Consider the following 23,855-nt stretch of genomic DNA (forward strand, 5'->3'; position numbering starts at 1 on the left):
TTTCCCCGCGGGCGAGCCTTATCAGATATGACGTAAGGTGCTAAACAGATCTGCCCATTCGCTGTGCTGGCGATAGAAGACCGGCGGTTTGCCGAGCGGGGCATCAACGGTGATGGCACCGCCCTGGCAGGTTTCCCCGGTCCACGCATTGACCCAGGTGTCCTGCGGCAGATAGAGCGACCAGTCGCGGCGTCCCTCTTCATGAACCGGCGCCACCAGCAGATCGCGGCCAAACAGGTACTGGTATTTCAGCGTGTAGGCGCGCGCGTCGTCCTCGAAGTGCAGGAACAGCGGGCGCATCACCGGTAGGCCGCTCTTCGCATTCTGCGCTACCGCAGCTTTGATGTACGGCTTCAGAGTGGTGAAGACGGTGGTCATGCGCGCGAAGTGGGCGATAGTTTCCGCGTCGCCATCGAACTGCCAGTTATCGCCAGGGCGGTTGCCCTCGTGGGTACGCATCATCGGCGTAAAGGCGCTGAAGTCGCACCAGCGCAGCAGCAGCTCTTTGCTGCGCTTCATCTCGAAGAGGGTCGTATAGCCGCCAATGTCGCTGTGGTGCAGCCCGTGCCCGGTCATCGCCAGCGACAGCGCCGCCGGTACGACGGACGCCAGACCATCGTCCAGGCTCCAGTCGACGTTCTGATCCCCCGCCCACATCATCACCGAGTGTTTCTGGCTACCGGTGTAGCCCGCGCGCATGAAGAACAGGATCTCCCCGAGCTTGCCGGTCTCCTCCAGCGCTTCGTAGTTACATTTCGCCCACAGGGCAGGCCAGGCGTTATGCATGATCTCCGCGCTCACGCCGTTGTGCAGGAAGGTATCGGTCGGCAGATATTCCCCGAAATCGGCCATCCAGCCGCCGCAGCCCAGTTCGATCAGGTTCTTTTTGATCACCTCTTTGTACCAGCTGTAGGCTTCCGGGTTAGTCAGGTCGATAACGCCCGCGTAGAACTCGCCGAACTCAACGTGGTAATCCTTGCCGTCGGCATCTTTGGTCAGATAGCCGCGCTTCGACGCCTCTTCGCAGAGACCTTTATCGCTGGCGACGTACGGGTTGATATAGGAGAGGAACTGCACGCCTTCCTCTTTCCACTGCGCAATCCGCTCATCAAGCTGCGGATAGAGCGCGCTGTTCCACTTCCAGTTCCACATTACGCGTTTGCCAAAGGAGGTCATCCGGATGCCGGACCAGTCCTGTGCCCAGATGCCGTTTACCTTCACGCCGCCCTCGCGCATGGCGTCGAGCTTCTGCTGACACACCTCGGTGCCGCCCTGAATACCCAGCGTCACGCCGTCGTAAACCCAGTCCGGCAGCTCCGGTTGACGCCCCAGCAGGCCGGTCAGTTTTTCCAGCAGATCGACGTAGGTTTCTGCGCATTCGAAGCGCAGCGTGGCGTTATCTTCCCAGAATGCCAGCTCGTGGAAGTCCGGCGCGCTGAAGTCGAAGTTCATATAACAGCTGTTATCCACGTGGCAGTAGTACTTCTGGGTGCTCACGAAGGTAGGCTGTGGGAAGAAGGTCCAGTAGTAATCGCCGCCCGCGTTCTCTTTGCAGTCGGCCTGCCAGGTGACGTAGGTCTGCTTGTTGCGGCCCACGCCCTGCTCGCTGGTCCACAGCGGGAACGGCTTGCCGCGCAGATCGAAATACGAGAACTGCTCGCCGCAGCCGTAGATATGATCGTCAGGCTGAGCCGCCAGCCGCAGCCAGATGCGGTTATGGCTGGCGGCGTCATTTTTCAGCTTCAGCTCCAGACGGCCCTCACCATCCACGCCCACCAGCAGCGTCGCGCTCACCGCGTCGCCGCGGGTAAAGCGGATTGCCCAGCCCGCGCTTTGCTGCGTGACGGTCGCGTTCGTCAGGGCAATCTTTTCGTTAAGCTTGTCTTTGATGCTGAAATTGCCGCGAAACATCTCGATATCCGCTTCGCCTGCACCGATCCACAGGCAGGGGGCATCCGCAGAGTGGGATAAAATCAGACGGTCCTGCCAGCGCAGGGTGAAACCACTTTCGTTATTTTTCAGGTCAATATTGTGTAGGGTACGCATAAAAACTCCGTCTTTATTATTTGGCCAGGCTATCCAGTAATCCGGCGGCTACGGCAGGGGCTAAGCCCGGCGCCAGCGGCAGGCGGGGGATCACCAGGCAGTGCAGCAGGTGGTAAATATCCTGCTTGCCGTCCCAGACTTTGGTGGTCACTTCGTTATTGGTGTCCAGCTCCTGCCACCATGAACCGTTTTCGTAATCCATCAGGTACTTGATGCAGTAATCCCACCATTTCTGATACCAGGCTTCGTACTGCGCCTCGCCGGTCACGGTATAGAGGGCATAGGCCGTGCCCATCGCCTCGACGATTGGCCAGCGCACGCGTTCGCGCACGATAGGCTTGCCGTCCCAGCCCACGGAGTAGACAAAGCCGTCCGCCCCGTCGGGTGCCCAGGCGTCGCGAATAGTGGCGTGAAACAGGCCTTTCGCATCTTCCAGCAGCCACTCCGGCGGGGTTTCAAAGCGGGCTTCCAGCGCGGCACGCAGGTGCAGCATCAGGCGGCCCCACTCGATCCAGTGCCCCGGCGTGCCGCCGTAGGCGCGGAAGCGGTGGGCAGGGTTATCGATGTTGTAATCGCGGATCGGGTTCCAGCTGGTGTCGAAATGCTCGTTAACGCGGTACTCCCCTTTGCGCGCCACGTCGTGAATAATCACCGAGGCGATGCGCAGGGCGCGGTCGAGCCATTTCCGGTCGTGGGTCACGTCATAGACGATGAGGAAGGCTTCCACGGCGTGCATATTGGCGTTACCGCCGCGGTAATCTTCCGTCTTGCTGAAGGCTTCGTCCCAGGACTCCAGGCACATCTGCTCCTGTTCGCTCCAGAAGTAGCGCTCAATCACCTCGATGGCATCGTCCAGCAGCTTGCGTGCCTCGGGGTGGCCGGTGGTCACGGCGCTCGCCGCGCCCAGCAGGACGAAGAAGTGCTGATAGCCCTGCTTGGACGCATCAATCACGCCTTCATCGTTTACGCAGGCGTACCAGCCGCCGTGCTGTTTATCGCGCAGCGGACCGTTCAGGGCATTAATGCCGTGCTCAACCAGGGCGTACGCGCCGGGGCGCCCCATGTTCGCCGCCACCGCGTAAACGTGCAGCATGCGGGCGGTGATCCACAGATGGGTGCCCATATCGCTGCGCACCTGCCCGTTATTGCCCAGCCAGCCAAAGCCGGTCGGTACGGCGGCGTTTTTACCGAAATCGAGAATGCGGTCGGTCTCTTGTTCGAGCCAGCGGTTATGGCTCAGGGTGTTAAACCATTTCATGTTCGGGTCCTTTCTTAACGGCGAGCCATCATTTCGTCGACGATCTCACCCAGACGCTGAAGTTTTGGCACGGAAATATCACGCAGCATCAGCTCGGTGTCCGGCAGGCCAATCACCGATGACCAGACGGCGCGCCCGGCTAAAAAGCCCGATGCCCCCGCCTGCATGGCGACGCTTACGGCACGCGGGAATAACTTATCGTCCACGCCGGAGGAGAGGATCACCCACGGCATGGCGATGTTCTCGTTCAGCTTCTGCGAGGCCGTCAGTAGCTCGTGCTGCGTGCCCTTACCAAACAGCGGCATTTCCACTTTGTAGAGGTCGGCACCGCTGTCGCCCAGCTCTTTGGCCGCATCGATAATCGCCTGCTCGCGGTCAAACGCGGCGCCGCGGCGCGGGGGACGCACCACCGGCTCGATAATGCTCAGCAGCCCGTTGTCGTGGCACAGCGTATTGAACGCTTTCACCATTTCCAGGCGCTGCTGCGGATCTTCATCGCTGCGCCACAGCACCAGCAGCTTCAGCGCCTTACCGCCATCGCGTTTGACCGCCTGCGCGTCAACGTTCTTGTCGATCACCACGCTGTCGACCGGAATGCCGTTCCCCGGGATAAACTCGTCGGCGGCGACAATCATTGCGCAGCTTTTGGCCACGGCCTGCTGCTCGACAATCTGGCGGTAGCAGAACTGCTGGTCGACGAGGATCGCAGAGGCGTACGGCGACAGAATTTTCGCCGCATTGACCTTGAAATCCGTCAGGTGCTGGTCGGTTACCGGCACCGGCGCGCCTGCGGCAGCAAACATCAGGCGCATCGCTTCGCGCTGATCCACGGCCAGCATCGCAAAACCGCCGGAAGGTCGGGTGATATCTTTCAGGGTGTACATCGTCATTCCTCAGTCCTTTCGTATCAGTGTGATTTTTTCAGCCCGGCAGATGCGCGAACCTGTTCAAGAATGGCTGTCCAGTCTTCGCGCCCGCGCCCGGCGGCGCGTGCCTGGTTGTAAACTTCGCGGGAAGCCGCGCCCAGCGGCATCGGAACGTGGAGCTGGTTGGCCACGTCGAGGGCGATCCCCAGATCCTTATGCGCAAGGTCGATCATAAAGGCGGGTGAAAGATCCCCTTTCAGTACCTTGTTCGGCCATGACGTGGTGAAGTGGCCTTTACCCGCCGGCGTGCCGCTCATCACCTTGAGCGCCACGTCAAAGGAGAGGCCAAGCGCTTCGCACAGTACGGCGGCTTCGGCGGAAAGGGCGTTCAGGGCGATGCTCATGTAGTTATTGATGAGCTTCACGCGGATGCCCATGCCCGGCCCGCCAGCGTTAATCAGTTCATTGCCCATCGCCATTAAGACGGGGGTGGCGCGCTCAACCTGCTGCGCCGTACCGCCCGCCAGCAGGAGCAGCGTACCGGCGATGGCATGATCAGAGGTGCGTCCGACGGGCACGTCCATCAGGCTGAAGCCTTGCTCAGCCATGTCGCGGATCAGCGCGTCGGTTTGCAGCGGGTGAATGGTGGACATATCAATCACCAGCGCGTCGCGGGATAACCCTTCGCACACGCCGTGCTTGCCGAACAGCACGCTGCGCACCAGGTCGCCGTTTGGCAGCATAGTGATCACGAATTCGGCATCCGTTGCTGCCTGTGCGGGCGTAGCCGCCGCCCGGGCACCGCTCTCTACCAGCGCCTGAACCGCCTGCGGGTTCACGTCAAAGACGTTAAGCTGATGACCTTGCTTCAACAGATTCTTCGCCATTGGCGCGCCCATCTGCCCTAAACCGATAAATGCGATTGCTGACATGCCTCTCTCCTGTCACATCGTGTCAATTTTTGCGCGTTTGTGGTGTCTGTTTTTGATCGTATTTGTAATTTATAGTCAAAAAATTGACACGGGTCACTTTTTAAACATTTGGTGAAATTAAAATGAAGGCATCAGAAATCGCAGAAGGAATCACCATGACTCGCATCGTTTGTGTCGGCATTACCGTGCTGGATCGCATCTGGTATCTCGATGATTTACCGAAAGAAGGTGGGAAATATGTCGCAAAAGACTATACGGAAGTGGGCGGCGGCCCGGCGGCAACGGCGGCAGTGGCAGCCGCAAAACTGGGCGCGGAAGTGGATTTTATTGGCCGGGTGGGGGACGACGATACCGGCAGACGACTGCTTGCGGAGCTGGAATCCCTGGGGGTGAACACCCGCTATACGCGCATAGTTAAGGGAGCCCGATCGTCGCAATCGGCGGTGCTGGTGGACGCAGGTGGGGAAAGAGTGATTGCCAACTACCCCAGCCCCGATCTCCCTGCGGCGGCAGACTGGCTGCATGAAATCGACTTCTCTCAGTGGGACATTGTCTTAGCCGACGTGCGCTGGCATGACGGGGCAAAACAGGCATTTACCCTGGCCCGCCAGCAGGGCGTACCGACGCTGCTGGATGCGGATGTCACCCCGCAGGACATCGCGGATCTGATTGCCTTAAGCGACCACGCGGCCTTCTCCGCGCCAGGACTGCGGCGGTTAACGCAGCTGGATGAAACCGAAAACGCGCTGAAGAAAGCACAAACGCTCACAAATGGACATGTGTATGTTACGCAGGGGCGAGACGGCTGTTTCTGGCTGGAAAACGACACGCTATGTCATCAGCCTGGTTTTGAAGTGAACGTCATTGATACCACCGGGGCGGGCGACGTGTTCCACGGTGCGCTGGCGGTCAGCCTGGGGCAGAAATTACCCGCCGCAGACGCCGTGCGTTTTGCCAGCGCCGTCGCAGCACTGAAATGTACAAAGCCCGGCGGGCGCGCGGGTATACCCGACTGTGATCAAACCCGCTCTTTTTTGTCACTTTTTGTATAAAATGCGGGGCGTGATGGTTTTCAGAGGACAGCCCATGAGCCTTACCGAACTGACCGGCAACCCGCGTCACGATCAGCTGCTGACGCTGATTGCCGATCGCGGCTATATGAACATTGATGAACTGGCGCAGCTGCTGGATGTCTCCACGCAAACCGTGCGCCGGGATATCCGCAAGCTCAGCGAGCAAGGGCTGATCACCCGTCATCACGGCGGCGCGGGCAGGGCATCCAGCGTGGTCAACACGGCGTTCGAACAGCGTGAAGTCTCGCTTACCGAAGAGAAACGGGCGATTGCCGAAGCGATTGCGGACTATATTCCCGACGGTTCGACCATTTTTATCACCATCGGGACGACCGTGGAGCACGTTGCCCGGGCACTGCTTAACCATAATCATCTGCGCATCATCACTAACAGCCTGCGGGTGGCGCACATTCTTTATAAGAATCCGCGCTTTGAGGTGATGGTGCCCGGCGGTACGCTGCGCCCGCATAACGGCGGCATTATCGGTCCTGCGGCAACGGCGTTCGTGTCAGGATTTCGCGCAGATTACCTGGTCACCAGCGTCGGGGCGATAGAGCACGACGGCGCGATGATGGAATTTGACGTTAACGAAGCCAGCGTGGTGAAAACCATGATCGCTCACTCCCGTCACATTTTACTGGCGGCCGATCATACGAAATACCACGCCTCCGCGGCGGTTGAAATCGGCAACGTGGCGCAGGCGACGGCGCTGTTCACCGATGAGCTGCCCGGCCCGGCGCTGCAAAATCACCTCAAATCCAGCAAGGTTGAGGTTGTCGAAGTCAATTCCGGAGAAGAGCAGCAGGCTGGCTGAAAATCCTATGGCCCGATATTGCGATTCGGGCCTTTCCTTTCTCTAAGCTGAATCTGGCGCATAGCTAAAGTTTCTCTTTCCCGCTACAGTTACTTTTCCACGGCGAAAGGAGATAAACATGCTTTATATCTTTGACTTAGGAAATGTAATCGTCGATATCGATTTTAACCGGGTGCTGGGCGCATGGAGCGATTTTAGCCGTGTTCCGCTGGCGACGTTAAAGCAGAATTTCGCGATGGGTGAGACTTTCCATCTGCACGAGCGCGGTGAGATCAGCGATGAAGCGTTCGCAGAGCGTTTCTGTCAGGAAATGGGTCTCTCGTTAAGCTACGAGCAGTTTTCCCACGGTTGGCAGGCCATATTTGTCGCGATCCGCCCCGAAGTGATCGACATCATGCACAAGCTGCGCGAGCAGGGGCATCGTGTCGTCGTCCTGTCGAATACCAACCGCCTGCATACCACCTTCTGGCCGGATGAATACCCGGAAATCCACGCGGCGGCAGATAAGGTGTATCTCTCCCAGGAGATGGGGATGCGTAAACCTGAGGCGCGCATCTATCAGGCGGTATTGCAGGAAGAAGGATTCACGGCGGCGGATGCGGTCTTTTTTGACGACAACGCCGATAATATAGAAGGGGCTAATCAGTTAGGTATCACCTCCATTCTGGTGACCGGAAAAGAGACGATACCGAACTACTTTGCGAAGCAGTTATGCTAAAAACCGTTCATCAAAAAGCCAATCACCACACGCGCCCGCTGAGGGCGTGGCTGAAACTCCTCTGGCATCGCATTGACGAGGACAACATGACCACGCTGGCGGGCAATCTCGCTTACGTGTCCTTGCTCTCGCTGGTGCCGCTGGTGGCGGTGATTTTTGCGCTTTTTTCGGCGTTTCCGATGTTTGCCGATGTGAGCATGCAGCTTCGCCATTTTGTTTTCGCGAACTTTATTCCTGCCACCGGCGATGTGATCCAGAACTACATTGAACAGTTTGTCGCAAACTCCAGCAAGATGACGGCGGTGGGGGCATGTGGGCTTATTGTTACCGCGCTGCTGCTGATGTACTCCATCGACAGTGCGCTCAACACCATCTGGCGGAGCAAAAAAGTCCGCCCGAAGGTTTACTCCTTTGCCGTCTACTGGATGATTTTAACCCTTGGCCCATTGCTGGCGGGGGCAAGCCTGGCGATCAGTTCCTACCTTCTTTCGCTGCGCTGGGCGACCGACTTAAACAGCGTGATCGATAACGTGCTGCGTATATTCCCGCTGATTTTATCGTGGCTTTCGTTCTGGCTGCTCTACAGCGTGGTACCAACCACGCGCGTACCCAACCGGGATGCCGTGGTGGGTGCGCTGGTCGCGGCGTTGCTCTTTGAGCTGGGCAAGAAAGGATTCGCGCTTTATATCACCATGTTCCCCTCTTATCAGCTGATTTACGGCGTGCTGGCGGTGATCCCCATTTTGTTTGTCTGGGTCTACTGGACGTGGTGTATCGTCTTGCTTGGCGCCGAAATAACTGTCACTCTCGGGGTCTACCGCGAACTCAAAAAAGCAGCAGAAGCTGAAAAACAACAAGAAGCAGACCAACCATGATTGCATTGATTCAGCGCGTAACCCGTGCCAGCGTCACCGTGGCGGATGAGGTGACGGGTGAAATTGGCCCAGGACTTTTGGTGCTCCTGGGTGTCGAAAAGGATGACGACGAACAAAAAGCCAACCGCTTGTGTGAGCGCGTACTGGGCTACCGCATTTTCAGCGATGCGGAAGGCAAGATGAACCTGAACGTTCAGCAGGCGGGCGGCAGCGTGCTGGTGGTCTCCCAGTTTACGCTGGCCGCGGATACCGAACGCGGCATGCGCCCGAGTTTTTCGAAGGGCGCGGCACCGGATCGCGCAGAAGCCCTTTACGAGTACTTTGTTGAGCGCTGTCGCCAACAGGACATGAATACACAAACCGGACGATTCGCTGCGGATATGCAGGTTTCGCTGGTGAACGATGGCCCCGTCACATTCTGGCTCCAGGTATGAGCCAACTGGCGGCATGGCCGCGGGTAACAAGAGAGAGTACAGCTATGTATCACCTTCGAGTACCGCAAACGGAAGAAGAATTAGACGCTTATTACCATTTCCGCTGGGAAATGCTGCGCAAGCCACTGCATCAACCTAAAGGCTCTGAACGCGACGCCTGGGACGCGATGGCGCACCACCAGATGGTGGTTGATGAAGAGGGCAACCTCGTCGCCGTTGGGCGACTGTATATCAATGCCGACAACGAAGCTTCAATCCGCTTTATGGCCGTTCATCCCTCCGTGCAGGACAAAGGCCTTGGAACGCTGATGGCTATGACGCTGGAATCCGTTGCCCGTCAGGAAGGGGTCAAGCGTGTCACCTGTAGCGCCCGCGAAGATGCCGTTGAGTTCTTTGCCAAGCTTGGTTTCGTGAATCAGGGGGAAATCACCGCCCCGCAAACTACGCCGATTCGTCACTTTTTGATGATCAAACCCATCGCCACGCTGGACGATATTCTCCATCGCGCCGACTGGTGCGGGCAGCTCCAGCAGGCATGGTATCAGCACATTCCGCTCAGTGAAAAAATGGGTGTGCGTATTCAGCAGTACACCGGGCAAAAATTTATTACCACCATGCCGGAAACCGGCAACCAGAACCCGCACCATACCCTGTTTGCCGGCAGCCTGTTTTCACTCGCCACGCTCACCGGCTGGGGACTGATCTGGCTGATGCTGCGCGAACGTCATCTCGGCGGCACCATTATTCTGGCCGATGCCCATATCCGCTACAGCGCCCCGATCAGCGGCAAGCCGAGCGCGGTTGCTGACCTGGGCGCACTGGGCGGCGATCTCGACCGTCTGGCGCGTGGACGTAAAGCACGCGTACAGATGCAGGTTGAGCTGTTCGGCGATGAAACGCCAGGCGCGGTGTTTGAAGGCACCTATATCGTTCTGCCTGCGAAGCCGTATGGCGCGTATGAAGAGGGCGGGAACGAGGAGGAATAGTCTCCTTCTCACTCTCGCCCGGCATGGTTAATGCGCCAGGCAATATCTCGCATAACGTCTCGCGCTGACTGGCTAATTCCACCCAACTGGAAGAAGCCGTGTATTACACCCCACCATCGTTGAGCGGTACACTTCACGCCTTGCTCCGTGAGGCGCTGATAAAGCGCCTCGCCTTCGTCGCGTAACGGATCATATTCCGCGGTAACAATATGGACCTTCGGCAGACCGCTAAAGTCGTTGCGCCACAGTGGGCTGACTTCAGGATGTTGACGGTCGGCTCCAGCCAGATACATTTCATAGCCGCTCAAAAGGGTATCGCGAGTAATCACGTAATCCATGCCATTGAGGGTATAGCTTTCAAAACTGGCCGTAGCGTCGAGCATGGGGTAGATAAGAATGAGCTGCGCGGGATCCCAGAGACCTTTGGCCTTAAGCCGCAATGACGTTACCAGCGCAAGATGACCTCCCGCGCTGTCTCCACAAAGTGTAATCCGGTTTTTATCCACACCTAATTGTTCTGCATTTTGCCAGACAAGATCTGCCGCTCTCTCTGCATCGTCATGCGCAGCGGGGAAAGTATGCTCGGGTGCGAGTCTGTACTGAACCGCAATGACCCGGCAGTTACCGTAAAACGCCAGTTGGCGAAGCTGATTATCATGGGTTTCAAACCCACCGCTGACAAAACAACCGCCATGATAGTAGAGGGCACAAGATAACGTTTCAGGGGCATTGAAAGGCGAAAATACCCGAAAGGTCATATCCTCAAGAACAAGCGTTTCAACCTGGACACGCGTTTCTGTTTCCCCGGCTAGCGCTGTGCTGGCGACATATCCGCTTCTCCGGTCATCAATACTCTGCTTTCGCGAGGAAGGTCGTCCTGTGGCAATAAACTCCTGTACCAGCTTATCAATACCCTTTTCCAGTGCCATGATTACGTCCTTTTACTGTGTTTTTATACAGTTTATAGCCTGGTTTACAGCAGATGAAAACAGAGAAATGTTGAGAGGTGCATATTGTGGAAAGCGGCTCGCAAAATCGATCATTCCCTTAAAAACGTCCTTTCACCCTAAATTGATAAAGAGTATTTTGCCTGAAAATTAACCAAAGATGATATACTAAGGTGATATATGAGCGTTTTGGCGGAACTTGATATGGGCAGAATACTTATCGATTTGTCTGATGACGTGATTCAACGTTTGGATAATCTCAAGCAATTGCGAAATCAACCACGTGCTGAACTGCTTCGGGAAGCGATAGAGCTGTATCTCGACCAGCAGAGTTCTTCTGTTATCCGAAATGCGCTTGGTCTGTGGGGAGACAGAAAAGAGGACGGGCTTGAGTATGAACGCAAGCTGCGTGAGGAGTGGTAATCATGGAGCACATGGCAGTGTTTGATACCAATATTCTCATTGATCTCTTCAACAACCGTATTGAAGCTGCGGATGCGATTGAGCATACCGCGTCGCATCGTGCCATCAGCTTAATTACCTGGATGGAAGTAATGGTGAGCGCTCGCAGGCATGGTCATGAAGCGAAAACGGCAGCCGTTATGGGCGCTTTTGAAATTATTGATGTGTCTCGGGATATTGCGGAAAGAAGCGTTTTACTACGTGAGAAGCATGGAATGAAACTGCCTGATGCTATCATTCTGGCCACAGCGCAGAGCAGAAAATGTCCGTTGATTTCTCGCAACACGAAAGATTTTGCGGGTATTGACGAGGTCCTTACGCCTTACCAGGTGTAGGCCGGGCAAGCTCGCGCCGCCCGGCACTCTCACAGGAGATTACTCCCCTTCACCCGGGAACAGGAACGGGTTGATCGAGCTGCGGGCAAAGCCCTCCTGCTCCATCTTCGCGTCCAGAATCAGCGAGGCGAGATCGTCGGCCACGGCTTCGACTTTCGGGTCTTTTTCCTGATACAGAATCTTCAGGTAGGTCCCGCAGTCGCCGCAGCTCTCCGCTTTCACCGCCGCGTCTTCATTTTCCAGCGACCAGTAGTTCAGATCGCGGGTCTGTTCGCAGTTGCTGCACTTGATGCGCACCACGTGCCACTCGGTTTCACACAGGTTGCAGTGCAGGTAGCGCAGCCCCTGAGTGGTGCCGATTTGCACCATGCTGGAGACCGGCATTGAACCACACACCGGGCAGAACTGGCGCGCTTCGCCGTATTCGGCGCGGGCTTTACCTGGAATCAGGCTCGCCATTTGCGCCCAGTAGAGCGACAGCGCAGCCCAGATGAACGGCGCTTTATCGCTGCTCACCAGTGAGAAGTCGGAAGCAAACAGCGCGCTCGCCATCTCTTCCAGCTCCTGATCGGAGGCTTTTTCCAGGTTCTCAATGACTGCCAGCGCCGTGCCGCTCATCTCGGGCTTCAGCTCGGCGATCAGGGAATGCAGCAGCTTATGCCAGTGCTTGTCGCGCGGCAGGACGTGAATATCCAGCGGCGGTTTGCCCTGCTCGTTGGCTTCTTTGATGCGTGCGGTCAGGTCCATTTGCAGCGGATGGTCGTACAGCACCACTTCCTGCGCATGGGCGACCAGCGCGGCAAAACGCAGAAAATCGCCCAGCGGGTTGTTCTCTGCTAGCTCGCGCAGACGCTCTGCGCGGCGGTTGTAGAGGTTCTTGAGTCTGGGGAATAACAACGGCGGAATATACTCCGCCGTACGTTTCTCGCTCGACCCCAGCTCATCTTGCGGGATTATGCGAATACTCATTCAGATGACTTTTCCTGTTTCTGGCGGACTTCTCGGTACCAGCGCGGGTGATGTTTCTTCGCCCACGTTTTGGTGACCCAGCCTTCCACCATCGCGGTAATGGTGCCTTTCACCCAGAGGGCGGCGTAAATATGCACCATGATAACCACAATTAACGCCACTGCGGCAAATGAATGCAGCATCAGCGCGAATCGGATCACCGGGATTGAGAAAGCAGGCGCAAAGTACGGACGCCAGATGATCACGCCGCTCACCAGCAACAGGACCAGGAAGATAATCGCCGCCCAGAATACGCATTTCTGGCCGAAGTTATAACGCCCGGTATCACCCACTTCCTCGTTGACGACGATCTTACGAATATTCTTCGCCCAAAAGATATCATCCCGATTGATTAGGTTATGGTGCCAGTAGCGGAAAAACATGATGATGAACGAGGCAAACATCACCACACCCACGAACGGGTGAAGGATGCGCGCCAGCTGCGGCGTGCCCAGTATCTGCATCAGCCAGTTGAAGGACGGGAAGAAGAACCCCAGCCCGCTTATCGCCGCCAGCATGAAGCAGAAGGCGGTGACCCAGTGGTTGATGCGTTCCGGCGCGGTGTAGCGCACGATGGTGTCACGTTTTCTCATTTGCGCACCTCGTCTTTCTCTTCATGCAGGTTGTCGTCTTCCTCTTCCGCACGGTTCGGACCAACGCCGACGTAGTGGAAGATGCTCGCTGCGAAGGTGGCCGCAAAACCGACCGCGGCCAGCGGTTTCCAGATACCTTTCCAGAACTTCACGGTCGCGCTGATTTCCGGGTTCTCCGGCAGGCCGTGATACAGGTTCGGCTTGTCGGCGTGGTGCAGCACGTACATCACGTGCGTACCGCCAACCCCGGCCGGATCGTACAGGCCTGCGTTATCGTAACCACGGGTTTTCAGCTCGCCCACGCGCTCTGCCGCCAGCGTTTTCATATCCTCTTTGGAGCCAAAGTGGATAGCGCCAGTTGGACAGGTCTTCACGCACGCTGGCTCCTGGCCGACATTTACGCGGTCAACGCACAGCGTACATTTGTAGACGCGGTTGTCTTCCGGGTTCAGGCGCGGCACGTCAAACGGACAACCCGCGATGCAATAGCCGCAGCCAATACACTGCTCGGACTGGAAGTCGACGATGCCGTTGGCATACTGAATGATAGCCCCTTCTGACGGACACGCCTTCAGGCAGCCCGGATCCGCACAGTGCATACAGCCATCTTTGCGGATAAGCCATTCCAGTTTGTCGTTCTGCTCCACTTCCGAGAAACGCATTACCGTCCAGGACTTGGCGGTCAGGTCCGCCGGGTTGTCGTACACCCCGACGTTGTGACCCACTTCGTCACGGATGTCGTTCCACTCTGAACAGGCCACCTGACAGGCTTTACAGCCGATACAGGTGGTCACGTCGATAAGCTTCGCCACTTCCTGCTGGTGGTCCCGCGCCTGAGGCGCGGGCGTGAAACCGTTAGTCGCGGAACGACGGATAATGTCTTGAGATTGATAAGCCATAAGTCGTCTCCGTTACACCTTTTCCACGTTCACGAGGAAGGCCTTAAACTCCGGCGTCTGCGTGTTCGCATCACCGACGAACGGCGTCAGGGTGTTCGCAATGAACCCTTTCTTCGCCACGCCCTCATAACCCCAGTGAATTGGGATGCCGATGGTATCCACCTGCTGACCGTGAACGTTCAGCGTGCGAATACGCTTGGTCACCACCGCCTTGGCTTTGATGTAGCCGCGGTTAGAGGAGACCTTCACGGTATCGCCATGGGCAATGCCGAGTTTGTTCGCCAGCTTCTCGCCGATCTCCACAAACTGCTCCGGCTGCGCGATGGCATTCAGCAACGCGTGCTTGGTCCAGTAGTGGAAGTGCTCGGTCAGACGGTAAGTGGTGCCGACATACGGGAACTTGTCCTTTTTACCCAGCGCTTCAAAATCGCCCTTGAAGATGCGGGCTGCCGGGTTAGAGACCACGTTCGGGTGCAGCGGGTTGGTACCCAGCGGCGTCTCAAACGGCTCGTAGTGTTCCGGGAACGGACCTTCCGCCATCTTATCGATAGCAAACAGGCGCCCCATCCCTTCAGGCTGCATGATAAACGGCCCGACATCGCTGCCTGGTGCGGCAGTGCTGTAGTCCGGAATATCCACGCCGCCCCATTTCGCGCCGTCCCACTTCAGCAGCTGACGCTTCGGATCCCACGGGTTGCCCTGCGGGTCAGCTGAGGCGCGGTTATAGAGGATGCGGCGGTTAAGCGGCCATGCCCATGCCCAGCCCAGCGTATTGCCGAGGCCCGACGGGTCGGCGTTATCGCGGTTGGCCATCTGGTTGCCTTTCGGCGTCCAGCTACCGGCAAAGATCCAGCAGCCGCTGGAGGTCGTACCGTCATCGCGCAGGTGCGCAAAGGTGCTGAGCTGATCGCCTTTCTTCGCCAGCACCGCACCGGTCGCCGGGTCGATAACGTCCGCCAGCGCCTTACCGTTGCTCTCCATCGCCACTTCTTCCGGAGACGGATTCTCTGGCGTCGAGTAGTTCCAGGTCATGTTCAGCACCGGCTCAGGCGTTGCGCCGCCTTCAGCCGCGTACATTTTACGCAGACGTAAGAAGATACCGGCCAGGATCTCGCCGTCGTTCAAGGCGATGCCCGGGGCATCCGCGCCTTTCCAGTGCCACTGCAACCAGCGGCCGGAGTTGACGATAGACCCGTTCTCTTCCGCGAAGCAGGTAGACGGCAGACGGAACACTTCGGTCTGAATCTTCGACGGATCGACATCGTTCGACTCACCGTGGTTCTGCCAGAACGTCGACGTTTCGGTATTGAGCGGGTCAATCGTCACCAGGAACTTCAGCTTCGACAGAGACTCGACAACCTTGTTCTTGTTCGGGAACGACGCCACCGGGTTAAAGCCCTGGCAGATATAGCCGTTGACCTGGCCTTGGTGCATCATTTCGAAGTACTGAAGTACGTCGTAACCTTTGTCCCACTTCGGCAGCCAGTCAAAGCCCCAGCTGTTTTCCGCCGTCGCCTTGTCGCCGTAGAAGGCTTTCATCAGCGAGACGAAGAACTTCGGATAGTTGCCCCAGTAGTTCACCTGGCCTTCGAGCAGCGGTTTTGGCGTGCTGGCCGTCAGGTAGGTTTGCAGGTCGGTCTGTTTCTCGCTCGGCAGGTTCATGTAACCCGTCAGGCTCTGAGACAGCAGGCCGAGGTCGGTCAGACCCTGAATGTTGGAGTGACCGCGCAGGGCGTTCACGCCGCCGCCTGCCATCCCCATGTTGCCGAGGAGCAGCTGAACCATCGCCATGGTGCGGATGTTCTGCGCGCCGATGGAGTGCTGCGTCCAGCCGAGCGCATACAGGAACGACGCGGTTTTATCTTTCGCGCTGGTTTCCGCTATCAGCTCGCACACCTTCAGGAAGTCCGCCTTCGGCGTCCCACAGATGTTTTCGACAACCTCCGGCGTATAGCGGGACACGTGCTCTTTCAGCAGGTTCCACACGCAGCGCGGGTGTTGCAGGGTGGTGTCGCGCTTCGCAAAGCCGTTTTCGTCCAGCTCGTAGTTCCAGCTGGTTTTGTCATATTTGCGTTTTTCGGCGTCATAACCGCTGAACAGGCCATCTTCGAAGTGGTAATCCTCACGCACGATCAGGCTGGCGTTGGTATAAGCTTCGGTGTACTCGCGGTTATATTTTTCGTTGGTCATCAGGTACAGCAATACGCCTGACAGGAAAGTGATGTCAGTACCTGAACGAATTGGGGTGTAGAAATCCGCCACTGACGCTGTACGCGTAAAGCGGGGATCGATCACAATCAGCTTCGCGCCGTTGTGGATTTTGGCTTCCATCGCCCAGCGGAACCCGACAGGGTGCGCTTCAGCGGCGTTACCGCCCATCACCACAATGAGGTTGGCGTTTTTGATGTCGACCCAGTGGTTGGTCATCGCACCGCGACCAAATGTTGGAGCAAGACTTGCTACCGTTGGTCCGTGTCAGACACGCGCCTGGTTGTCGACCGCGAGCATACCGAGTGCGCGCGTAAATTTCTGGGTTAAATAGCCGGTTTCGTTACTCGACGCTGAAGCACACAGCATGCCGGTGGAGAGCCAGCGGTTAACGGTGGTGCCTTCGGCATTCTTCGCGATAAAGTTGGCATCGCGGTCTTCTTTCATCAGCTTAGCGATGCGATCGAACGCTTCCTCCCAGCTGATTTGCTGCCATTTGTCAGAGCCGGGAGCGCGATACTCAGGAAACTTCAGGCGGCTTTCGGAGTGGATAAAATCTACCAGACCGGCCCCTTTCGGACACAGCGCACCACGGTTGACCGGGTGATCCGGATCGCCTTCGATGTGGAAAATGGATGCTTTGGCGTTTTTCGCACCGTCGCCGAGGCTATACATTAACAGCCCACAGCCGACGGAGCAGTACGTACAGGTGTTACGGGTTTCGCGGGTGCGCAGCAGTTTATACTGCCGTGTTTCCGCCAGCGCTACACCGGGCGCAAAGCCCAGTGCCGCCGCCGTGGTGCCTGCCATACCGCCAGCGCAGATCTTAAAGAACTGCCTTCTGCTGACCTGCATGGGTCACTCCTTGGTTCATTACGACATTGCTATGTAGTTTTACTTTGCGGTTGAGAATTAACCGCAAAGGAGAAAAATTTGCATTAATCCCTCATTTCTCCGAGGGATAAGCCCAGAATACCACAATGTCGGTACGCCTGTTCTAACGGGGTTAAAACAAAGTGAACGTATTATCACGGCATTGATTATAAAATGTGATATCAATCACATTTTATCCTGTGCATGTTAAAGAGGTGTAGCAGCTGATCGGTTGCACCCCTCCGTATTGAGTAGGAGAATGGTTGCTGAAAAGTTGATCCATACTATGCGTAAGGCCTGCCGTTTGTGTTGCAATAGCAGGCTCACTTCCGTGGTTGTTCAGGAATACCGTTGTGTCTAAACAAAACCGTGCTGCCCACGTGTCGCCACTGCCTGCGGGCATTGTGGAACTGTCGGTACACAGACCGCCTCACATTTCACATGCCACGCCGGATTTTCTGGCGGAAGAGGTCCCCGTTGCCCTGGTTTACAACGGGATTTCGCATGTGGTGATGATGGCTTCGCCGAAAGATCTGGAACTGTTCGCCATAGGTTTTTCCCTCTCGGAAGGCATCATTGCGCATCCGCAGGAGATCTACGGTATGGATGTGGTTCAGGCCTGTAATGGTCTTGAAGTACAAATCGAACTCTCCAGTCGTCGCTTTATGGGGCTGAAAGAGCGCCGCCGGGCGCTGGCCGGACGTACCGGCTGCGGCGTGTGCGGCGTTGAACAGCTTAACGATATCGGTAAGCCCGTCGCGCCGCTGCCGTTTACCCAGACCTTCAACCTCGGTAACCTCGACAAAGCCCTGGAGCACCTCAATGATGTCCAGCCCATAGGTCAGCTGAGCGGCTGTACACATGCTGCGGCGTGGGTGCTCCCGTCGGGCGAGATCGTCGGAGGTCATGAAGATGTGGGCCGCCATGTGGCGCTGGATAAGCTGCTGGGCCGTCGCGCGCGTGAAGATGCCGTCTGGCAGCAAGGGGCCGCGCTCGTTTCCAGCCGCGCCAGCTATGAAATGGTGCAGAAAGCGGCCATGTGCGGCGTGGAGATCCTGTTTGCGGTGTCGGCTGCGACAACGCTGGCGGTCGAAGTGGCAGAGCGCTGCAACCTGACGCTGGTGGGGTTCTGCAAGCCGGGCAGGGCGACAATTTACACCCATCCGCAGCGATTAATTGTTAATCAGTAATTTTGAATGAGTATAGCAAAACCTTCCGCTTTTAGTTGTTCATGATGAGGGCTAGTATTTATCTCATCAAGGCACGGTGCCTTATCTAAACAACTTAACGAAAAGGTTTATCTCATGAAAAGCATCAAAACTTTTGTCGCTGTAATCGCTCTGGCTGCTTCTTTCGGTTCTTTCGCTGCGCAGACTGTGACTGCATCCGCCTCTACCCTCGATGGCGCAGAAGCCAAAATCGCCGCACAGGCTCAGGAAGCGGGCGCGTCATCCTACAAAATTACCCAGGCATTCACCGGTAACCGCGTACACATGACCGCTGAACTGAACAAATAAGTCATATAGCCGCTGTCCCTTGCTCTTCGGAGCAGGGACAGGTTTCATTCTGCTCCCCTGTTTTAACCCGCCTTCCTGTACAAACCGCCTGTATTTTCAACCTGACAGAAGATAGCCATATCCTCCGGGATATTTCTTATTGGTTGAATAATAACTATAATGTGCCGTCCGGTTGAGTTACCCTTACTTAAAAATCAGCAATCTCATACATGATCTAAATACAAGGTCTGACCAGTTCTTTTAATTCATTTCAATAATGTATGATTTCATGTCTTTCAGACTGTATTTCGGGGTTTATTATATAAATAATCAATAATTGATCCCAAATAATAAGGAAATCCTCAGGCTTTAATCCTAAAGAGATTCGGAGTCATTGACCCCGGTTATTCATGATGATAGTTTCAAAAACAATATTAAATCTTTACCCCTAAAACCAAATATTTCTCTTTTGGTTTATTTTGTATTTAACTCATATAAGGAAATTAAATGAACGCGATGTTTAAAAAAGGAGTGCTGGCATCTGTACTGGCAGTAGCGGCGTCTTCAGCAATGGCGGCTTCCAGTGTTGATATTCACGTTACGGGGAAAATTGTTCCGTCTTCCTGTACACCGGCATTTATTAGCGGTGGCGGTATTGCTGATTTCGGTACCATGAAGGTGGCTAGTCTGAATTCCACCACCCCAACCCCTCTGGCGGATGTTAAAATTATCCCTATTTCTATTACCTGTGAAGAAGCGACCCGCGTTGGCGTGACCTTTAACGATTCGCATGTGGATTCTGCGCCTACGGAGAATATGCCGGTGAACTTTATTGATTCGGATTTCATTACCAGTGCGGGTTTTACGGCTGGCCTGGGGATGTATGGCGATAAGAAGATTGGCGCTTATTCAATGGGTATCCAAAAGACCGACGGGGCGACGACCAACGGAGACGGTGTAAACCTTTATCCAATCTTCACCAGCGATAACGGCGCATCATGGGGAGTTAAAAGCGGGTTTCGCTACTTACAGGTGAAACCTGATAAGAGTGAGATTTATTCCTTCACAGATCAAGCGACCGGTACAGTGGCACCTGTTGCACAAACTAAAATTAACTTCAACGTGGGCATTGCCGCGATGATTAACCCAACCAACGATTTAAATATCACGGATGAAGCTACCCTGGACGGCTTAACCAACGTTGAGCTGGTTTATCTGTAATCACCCCCACGTATCATGAAATACCTGACACCTCACTTCGGTGGGGTGTCCTATACCAATATTAATGGACTAATATTATGCTGCTTTTAAAGAGAACGCTGATCTGTGCCTGCCTGCTGGCCTCATTCAACGGTATGGCTGCCGGGATGGTGCCGGATACCTCGCTGCTTATTGTCAATGAAGACAAGCAGGGGGCCAGCATGGATGTTAAAAACACCGATGCTGAAGCACAGCTGCTGTACACCAAAATTATTGATCTCCCGGACGACCCCAAACCGGGTCTGATTGCCACGCAGCCGGTTGTGCGCGTAGATGCGGGTAAAACCCAGCGCGTGCGTTTTGTGCTGAAAAACAGTAATGAGCCGCTGAAGGTGGAACATTTTAAGCGTGTCATTTTTACCGCTATCCCTCAGCGTGAAAAAAATAAAGTTAAAGTGGTGTTTAGCCAGAACCTTCCCGTCATTATTCACCCGGCTGGCCTGGCGGTAAATATTGAACCCTGGAAGGCACTCACCTGGCAGATAAAAAATGGCAATGTCACGGTTGAGAATAATACGCCTTATGTCGTCCGACTGGAGCAAAAGGTGAAATTAATGGCCTCGGGTACGATCGCGACATTAGCTAAGACTTACATTCTTCCTGGCGAAAAAATGACGGCCAGCGCCCCAGCCAAAATATCAGCATCCGAAAAACAAATCGAAATCTATCCGGCAACGCGTTATGGCTATAAGGCAGGGAAATATATCGCCGACCTTCAGCAATAAAATCACTTAACAAACATGGAGTAGTTATGTTAAACGGTTCCTGTAAAAAGGGAATGCTCGTGTTTTGCCTTAGCGTGCTGGCATTTAATATTCGGGCTGAGATTTCCTCTAATGCGAATGAATCTCTGGAACTGGCGCGAGCCATATTTGACAGCGATGCTTTAAAAAATAACGGGCTTGATCCGGCCATTGCGGATTACTATTCCCTCACTCCCCGTTTTACCCCTGGCTACCATAATGTGACGGTTAATATTAATGGTAAGCAGCGCAATATTATGCCCGTGAAATTTGATGAGGAAGGAACGCCCTGTATTGATAAAGCGTTTCTGGAAAACGCGGGCCTGATTAAACAGACGAAAAGAGGCACCTGCCCGAAGATTTATCACTACTGGTCCGGATCAACGATTCAGACTTCGCCGGATATTGATGAAATATCGGTTGTTGTACCGCCTGAAGCGATCGACCCTGATTATGACCGACAGTTCGCCGAGGTGCGTGGCGGACGTGCAGCCATGCTGAATTACTCCATGTTTGGCACCCATAATCACTATGATGATGAGAACGCTGACCGTTTCCAGTCGACCTTTGAAATGGGCTTTAATGCCGGAGACTGGATTGTGCGCAGCACGCAGTTCATTAGCGACGGCAGCGATCAGGATTTTGATGTCGACTCCCTCTACACCTATGCCCAGCGTACCTTTACCGATTATGGCGTGATGGTGCAGGGTGGCCAGATTAACATCGCCAACAGCCGCTTCAGTATTCCGGGAATTTACGGGGTCCAGATGATGCCGGATACCGCACTCACTCCTCAGGTGGGGACGGGCGTCGAAGTCAGCGGTATTGCCCGTAATCCGCAGGCGCGCGTCGATATCCGCCAGGGCGGACAGCTTATTTACTCAACGCTGGTTCCTGCCGGTCCGTTCAACCTGGATGACGTGCCGCTGGCGAACCTCAACACCGACCTGAACGTAACGGTCACCGAGACTGACGGCAGCGAAAACCGATTCACTGTCTCGGCAAGTACGTTCCGCAGCAATCATATAGGCCGTGCCCCGGGCTTTACGCTGGCTATGGGCCGCGTTGAAGACATGGACTCACGCTTTGAAAATCCGTGGGTGGTGTCCGCCAACGACGGCTGGTCTGTCAATAAGCGTGTCAATTTCCTGGCCGGTATGGTGATGGCGGATAACCACTATTATGGCTTCTCCGGCAACCTCGATACCATACCGATGCAGAACCTGTATGCCTCGTTGGGTTTTCTGGCGTCAATAGACAACCAGACGCAAACCGACGGCAACAAAACGACGCTGGATCTGGGTTACTCCCTGCCGTGGGGCATTGGGCTTTCGCTGGGCGGTAGCTATGGCACACCGGACTATCGCGAGATGGCGGAACTTTACGGCGACGATGACGATATGTCGCAAACCAAATACGACACCAGCGTCGGTATCAACTGGTCGAGTACCACGCTGGGCCGCTTTTCCCTCAGCTATTATCGCAACGAGAGCTGGAACAGCGACTATGACAGTCGCCGGTTTATCTCGTCGTGGTCACAGACTTTTAAATACTTCAACGTGAGCGTGAACTGGGAGTCGGATGTCAGCCGGCACGACAGCAGCGACAACGATCAGTTTTACGTAAACGTGTCGATCCCGCTGGGACGCTCAGGCGTGACAACCAGCTCCTGGTATCGCGAGAGCGAAGGTAAGCGTTCTTACGGCACGCGGGCAATGGGCTCGCTCAACGCTGAGAACCAGTACACGGTGGGGGTCACTCAGGACCAGGAAGAGAACACCACCAGCTGGGACAGCTCGCTGAACAGTAATCTGCATTACACCAACCTGGCGCTGGCGGCAGGAGGAGATAACGACAGCAATACCAACTACTCAGCAGCATTAAGCGGCGGGATTGTCGCCCACAGCGACGGGGTGACCTTCTCGCCTTACCGCGTGACCGATACGTACGCCATTGCCAGACTGGATAAACCGGTGGCTGGTATCGAGATAGGTACCCCGCGCGGCGCGGTATGGACCGATAAATGGGGCCAGGCGATTATTCCTGCGCTGTCGCCGTTCCGTGAAAGCACGATTGAGATCAACACGGAAAGCCTGCCAGGCAATCTGGACGTAAGAAATGGCAGAACAGCGATCAAAGCGTCTCACGGCGCTGTGGCGAAGTGGGAGTTTGCGACGTTAAGCCAGCGCCGCGTGCTGCTCAGTATACGCCGTGCGGACGGTACGCCGCTGCCGGAAGGTGTCTCGATTGTGGACGCGGCAGGGGAGTATGTGACGAGTGCGCCAGAAGACGGCGTGATCTTCCTGAACGATATCTCTGCCAGCCAGCAGCTGTATGCGAAGCTGGATGAAGGGCGTTGCAGGCTGACGTACACCCTGCCGGAGGCAGAACCGAATAAATTCTATGAAGAGGTGACAGGGAAATGTCTCTGAATAACGTTCGTCAATACGCGCTGATGCTTATGCTGCTCTGCGGCGCAGCGGGACTTTCGGGAATGGCGCAGGCCGATGACGGCGCCTGTGAAATGATGTCGGCGGTGAAGAAAGTCGATTACGGGCGCTACCGTAAAGAGGATATGCGGCAAACGTCCGCTGAGCATATTGGCAAAGTGTATAACGGTTATGCTTCTGTGACGCGTGAAGTTCAGGTTTCGGTGCTGTGTCCGGATGCGCGCAAAATGCGCCTCTCCGTAGACGGGATTGCCCGACAGAACCTGGCGTATCGTTTTACGGATAACGGCGCGATGAAAATCGAATTTAAAGATGGGCGGGTAGACGGGAACCCCGTACAGCTGGCCGCGGTCGATATCGGCGCGGTTGCCGTTCAGGGTGGCGCATCGCAGGTGACGCTGAAGCCGGAAAAAGCGCTGGCTGCGGTTAACGGCACGGAAGTGGCGGGCGAGCAGTTTGTCGCCACCATGATGATCACGACCTACCTTTCAGACAAGGCATTTAGCGTTACTAACACAACGGATTTTGAAGAAACGCTGACGCTCAATGTTGATACGCTTCCTGCGCGATAATCTCTGT

23 protein-coding genes are annotated in these 23,855 nt (G+C 55.6%); 14 read left to right on the forward strand and 9 right to left on the reverse strand.

Translation table 11 applies throughout. From position 1 onward, the window contains the following. Window positions 1–21: 21 nt before the first annotated feature. The 4 genes from KTH07_RS20800 to yihU are packed head-to-tail and all read right to left on the reverse strand — an operon-like array spanning window position 22 to window position 5,102. A complete protein-coding gene (locus tag KTH07_RS20800) occupies window positions 22–2,046 on the reverse strand; it encodes an alpha-glucosidase (protein ID WP_032620495.1) in 2,025 nt (674 codons plus the stop codon). 16 nt (window positions 2,047–2,062) lie between these two features. Then, a complete protein-coding gene (yihS, locus tag KTH07_RS20805) occupies window positions 2,063–3,304 on the reverse strand; it encodes a sulfoquinovose isomerase (RefSeq protein WP_023304653.1) in 1,242 nt (413 codons plus the stop codon). Window positions 3,305–3,318: 14 nt separating this feature from the next. Further along, window positions 3,319–4,194: a sulfofructosephosphate aldolase gene (yihT, locus tag KTH07_RS20810; protein ID WP_015569905.1), complete on the reverse strand. Its 876-nt coding sequence runs from the start codon at window positions 4,192–4,194 to the stop codon at window positions 3,319–3,321. Between the two features lie 17 nt (window positions 4,195–4,211). Further along, on the reverse strand, window positions 4,212–5,102 hold the full coding sequence (gene yihU / locus KTH07_RS20815) for a sulfolactaldehyde 3-reductase (RefSeq protein ID WP_015569906.1): 891 nt from the start codon (window positions 5,100–5,102) through the stop codon (window positions 4,212–4,214). 155 nt (window positions 5,103–5,257) lie between these two features. On the opposite strand from yihU, the gene KTH07_RS20820 reads away from it, so the two are divergent. The 6 genes from KTH07_RS20820 (at window position 5,258) to fabY (ending at window position 10,002) form a co-directional block, all read left to right on the forward strand. Further along, window positions 5,258–6,154, forward strand: a complete 897-nt coding sequence (locus KTH07_RS20820; protein WP_023304652.1) for a sugar kinase — start codon at window positions 5,258–5,260, stop codon at window positions 6,152–6,154. Between the two features lie 34 nt (window positions 6,155–6,188). Further along, window positions 6,189–6,989, forward strand: coding sequence for a DeoR/GlpR family DNA-binding transcription regulator (locus tag KTH07_RS20825; protein WP_003861944.1), 801 nt, complete (start codon window positions 6,189–6,191; stop codon window positions 6,987–6,989). Window positions 6,990–7,107: 118 nt separating this feature from the next. Beyond that, complete coding sequence (yihX, locus tag KTH07_RS20830; RefSeq protein ID WP_003861947.1) at window positions 7,108–7,707, forward strand: glucose-1-phosphatase; 600 nt, start codon at window positions 7,108–7,110, stop codon at window positions 7,705–7,707. After that, window positions 7,701–8,582: a virulence factor BrkB family protein gene (locus KTH07_RS20835; RefSeq protein ID WP_003861949.1), complete on the forward strand. Its 882-nt coding sequence runs from the start codon at window positions 7,701–7,703 to the stop codon at window positions 8,580–8,582. The genes yihX and KTH07_RS20835 overlap by 7 nt, the downstream gene beginning before the upstream one ends. Continuing rightward, window positions 8,579–9,016, forward strand: a complete 438-nt coding sequence (gene dtd / locus KTH07_RS20840) for a D-aminoacyl-tRNA deacylase (protein WP_015569909.1) — start codon at window positions 8,579–8,581, stop codon at window positions 9,014–9,016. The genes KTH07_RS20835 and dtd overlap by 4 nt, the downstream gene beginning before the upstream one ends. Window positions 9,017–9,060: 44 nt before the next feature. Beyond that, entirely contained in the window at window positions 9,061–10,002 is a 942-nt protein-coding gene (gene fabY / locus KTH07_RS20845; RefSeq protein ID WP_015569910.1) for a fatty acid biosynthesis protein FabY, read from the forward strand. 8 nt (window positions 10,003–10,010) lie between these two features. Here fabY and KTH07_RS20850 read toward each other — a convergent pair whose 3' ends face one another. Continuing rightward, on the reverse strand, window positions 10,011–10,931 hold the full coding sequence (locus KTH07_RS20850) for an alpha/beta hydrolase (protein WP_015569911.1): 921 nt from the start codon (window positions 10,929–10,931) through the stop codon (window positions 10,011–10,013). 198 nt (window positions 10,932–11,129) lie between these two features. Between KTH07_RS20850 and KTH07_RS20855 the strand changes: the two genes are divergently transcribed. Together KTH07_RS20855 and KTH07_RS20860 are read left to right on the forward strand one after the other, a co-directional pair. Then, entirely contained in the window at window positions 11,130–11,372 is a 243-nt protein-coding gene (locus tag KTH07_RS20855; RefSeq protein ID WP_015569912.1) for a ribbon-helix-helix domain-containing protein, read from the forward strand. A 2-nt stretch (window positions 11,373–11,374) separates the two neighbouring features. Then, entirely contained in the window at window positions 11,375–11,746 is a 372-nt protein-coding gene (locus KTH07_RS20860; RefSeq protein ID WP_015569913.1) for a PIN domain-containing protein, read from the forward strand. Between the two features lie 39 nt (window positions 11,747–11,785). Here KTH07_RS20860 and fdhE read toward each other — a convergent pair whose 3' ends face one another. Genes fdhE through fdnG form a run of 4 tightly spaced genes read right to left on the reverse strand, consistent with a single transcriptional unit; the run spans window position 11,786 to window position 17,309 of the window. Beyond that, window positions 11,786–12,715: a formate dehydrogenase accessory protein FdhE gene (fdhE, locus tag KTH07_RS20865; protein ID WP_003861956.1), complete on the reverse strand. Its 930-nt coding sequence runs from the start codon at window positions 12,713–12,715 to the stop codon at window positions 11,786–11,788. Next, window positions 12,712–13,347, reverse strand: a complete 636-nt coding sequence (fdoI, locus tag KTH07_RS20870) for a formate dehydrogenase cytochrome b556 subunit (RefSeq protein WP_015569914.1) — start codon at window positions 13,345–13,347, stop codon at window positions 12,712–12,714. Before fdoI ends, fdhE begins: the two co-directional genes overlap by 4 nt. Beyond that, complete coding sequence (fdxH, locus tag KTH07_RS20875; RefSeq protein WP_014072386.1) at window positions 13,344–14,246, reverse strand: formate dehydrogenase subunit beta; 903 nt, start codon at window positions 14,244–14,246, stop codon at window positions 13,344–13,346. The genes fdoI and fdxH overlap by 4 nt, the downstream gene beginning before the upstream one ends. 12 nt (window positions 14,247–14,258) lie before the next feature. Further along, window positions 14,259–17,309 carry a formate dehydrogenase-N subunit alpha gene (gene fdnG / locus KTH07_RS20880; RefSeq protein WP_085929672.1) on the reverse strand — a complete coding sequence of 1,017 codons (3,051 nt, stop codon included), beginning with the start codon at window positions 17,307–17,309 and terminating at the stop codon, window positions 14,259–14,261. Window positions 17,310–17,680: 371 nt separating this feature from the next. Here fdnG and fdhD point away from each other — a divergent pair, with 371 nt between their 5' ends. The 6 genes from fdhD to KTH07_RS20910 all read left to right on the forward strand — a co-directional run bounded on the left by fdhD (window position 17,681) and on the right by KTH07_RS20910 (window position 23,848). Continuing rightward, on the forward strand, window positions 17,681–18,517 hold the full coding sequence (gene fdhD / locus KTH07_RS20885; protein WP_017382677.1) for a formate dehydrogenase accessory sulfurtransferase FdhD: 837 nt from the start codon (window positions 17,681–17,683) through the stop codon (window positions 18,515–18,517). Between the two features lie 114 nt (window positions 18,518–18,631). Then, window positions 18,632–18,844, forward strand: coding sequence for a DUF1471 domain-containing protein (locus KTH07_RS20890; protein ID WP_015569916.1), 213 nt, complete (start codon window positions 18,632–18,634; stop codon window positions 18,842–18,844). A 486-nt stretch (window positions 18,845–19,330) separates the two neighbouring features. Next, window positions 19,331–20,044, forward strand: a complete 714-nt coding sequence (locus KTH07_RS20895; protein WP_023304651.1) for a DUF1120 domain-containing protein — start codon at window positions 19,331–19,333, stop codon at window positions 20,042–20,044. Window positions 20,045–20,121: 77 nt separating this feature from the next. Beyond that, a complete protein-coding gene (locus KTH07_RS20900; protein WP_017382678.1) occupies window positions 20,122–20,808 on the forward strand; it encodes a fimbria/pilus chaperone family protein in 687 nt (228 codons plus the stop codon). A gap of 26 nt (window positions 20,809–20,834) precedes the next feature. Continuing rightward, window positions 20,835–23,258 carry a fimbrial biogenesis usher protein gene (locus KTH07_RS20905; protein WP_017382679.1) on the forward strand — a complete coding sequence of 808 codons (2,424 nt, stop codon included), beginning with the start codon at window positions 20,835–20,837 and terminating at the stop codon, window positions 23,256–23,258. After that, window positions 23,249–23,848, forward strand: a complete 600-nt coding sequence (locus tag KTH07_RS20910; RefSeq protein ID WP_023304648.1) for a hypothetical protein — start codon at window positions 23,249–23,251, stop codon at window positions 23,846–23,848. The genes KTH07_RS20905 and KTH07_RS20910 overlap by 10 nt, the downstream gene beginning before the upstream one ends. Window positions 23,849–23,855: the final 7 nt, after the last annotated feature.

The sequence above is a fragment of the Enterobacter cloacae complex sp. ECL72 genome (assembly GCF_019056635.1).
GTDB classification, from domain to species: Bacteria; Pseudomonadota; Gammaproteobacteria; order Enterobacterales; family Enterobacteriaceae; genus Enterobacter; species Enterobacter hormaechei_C.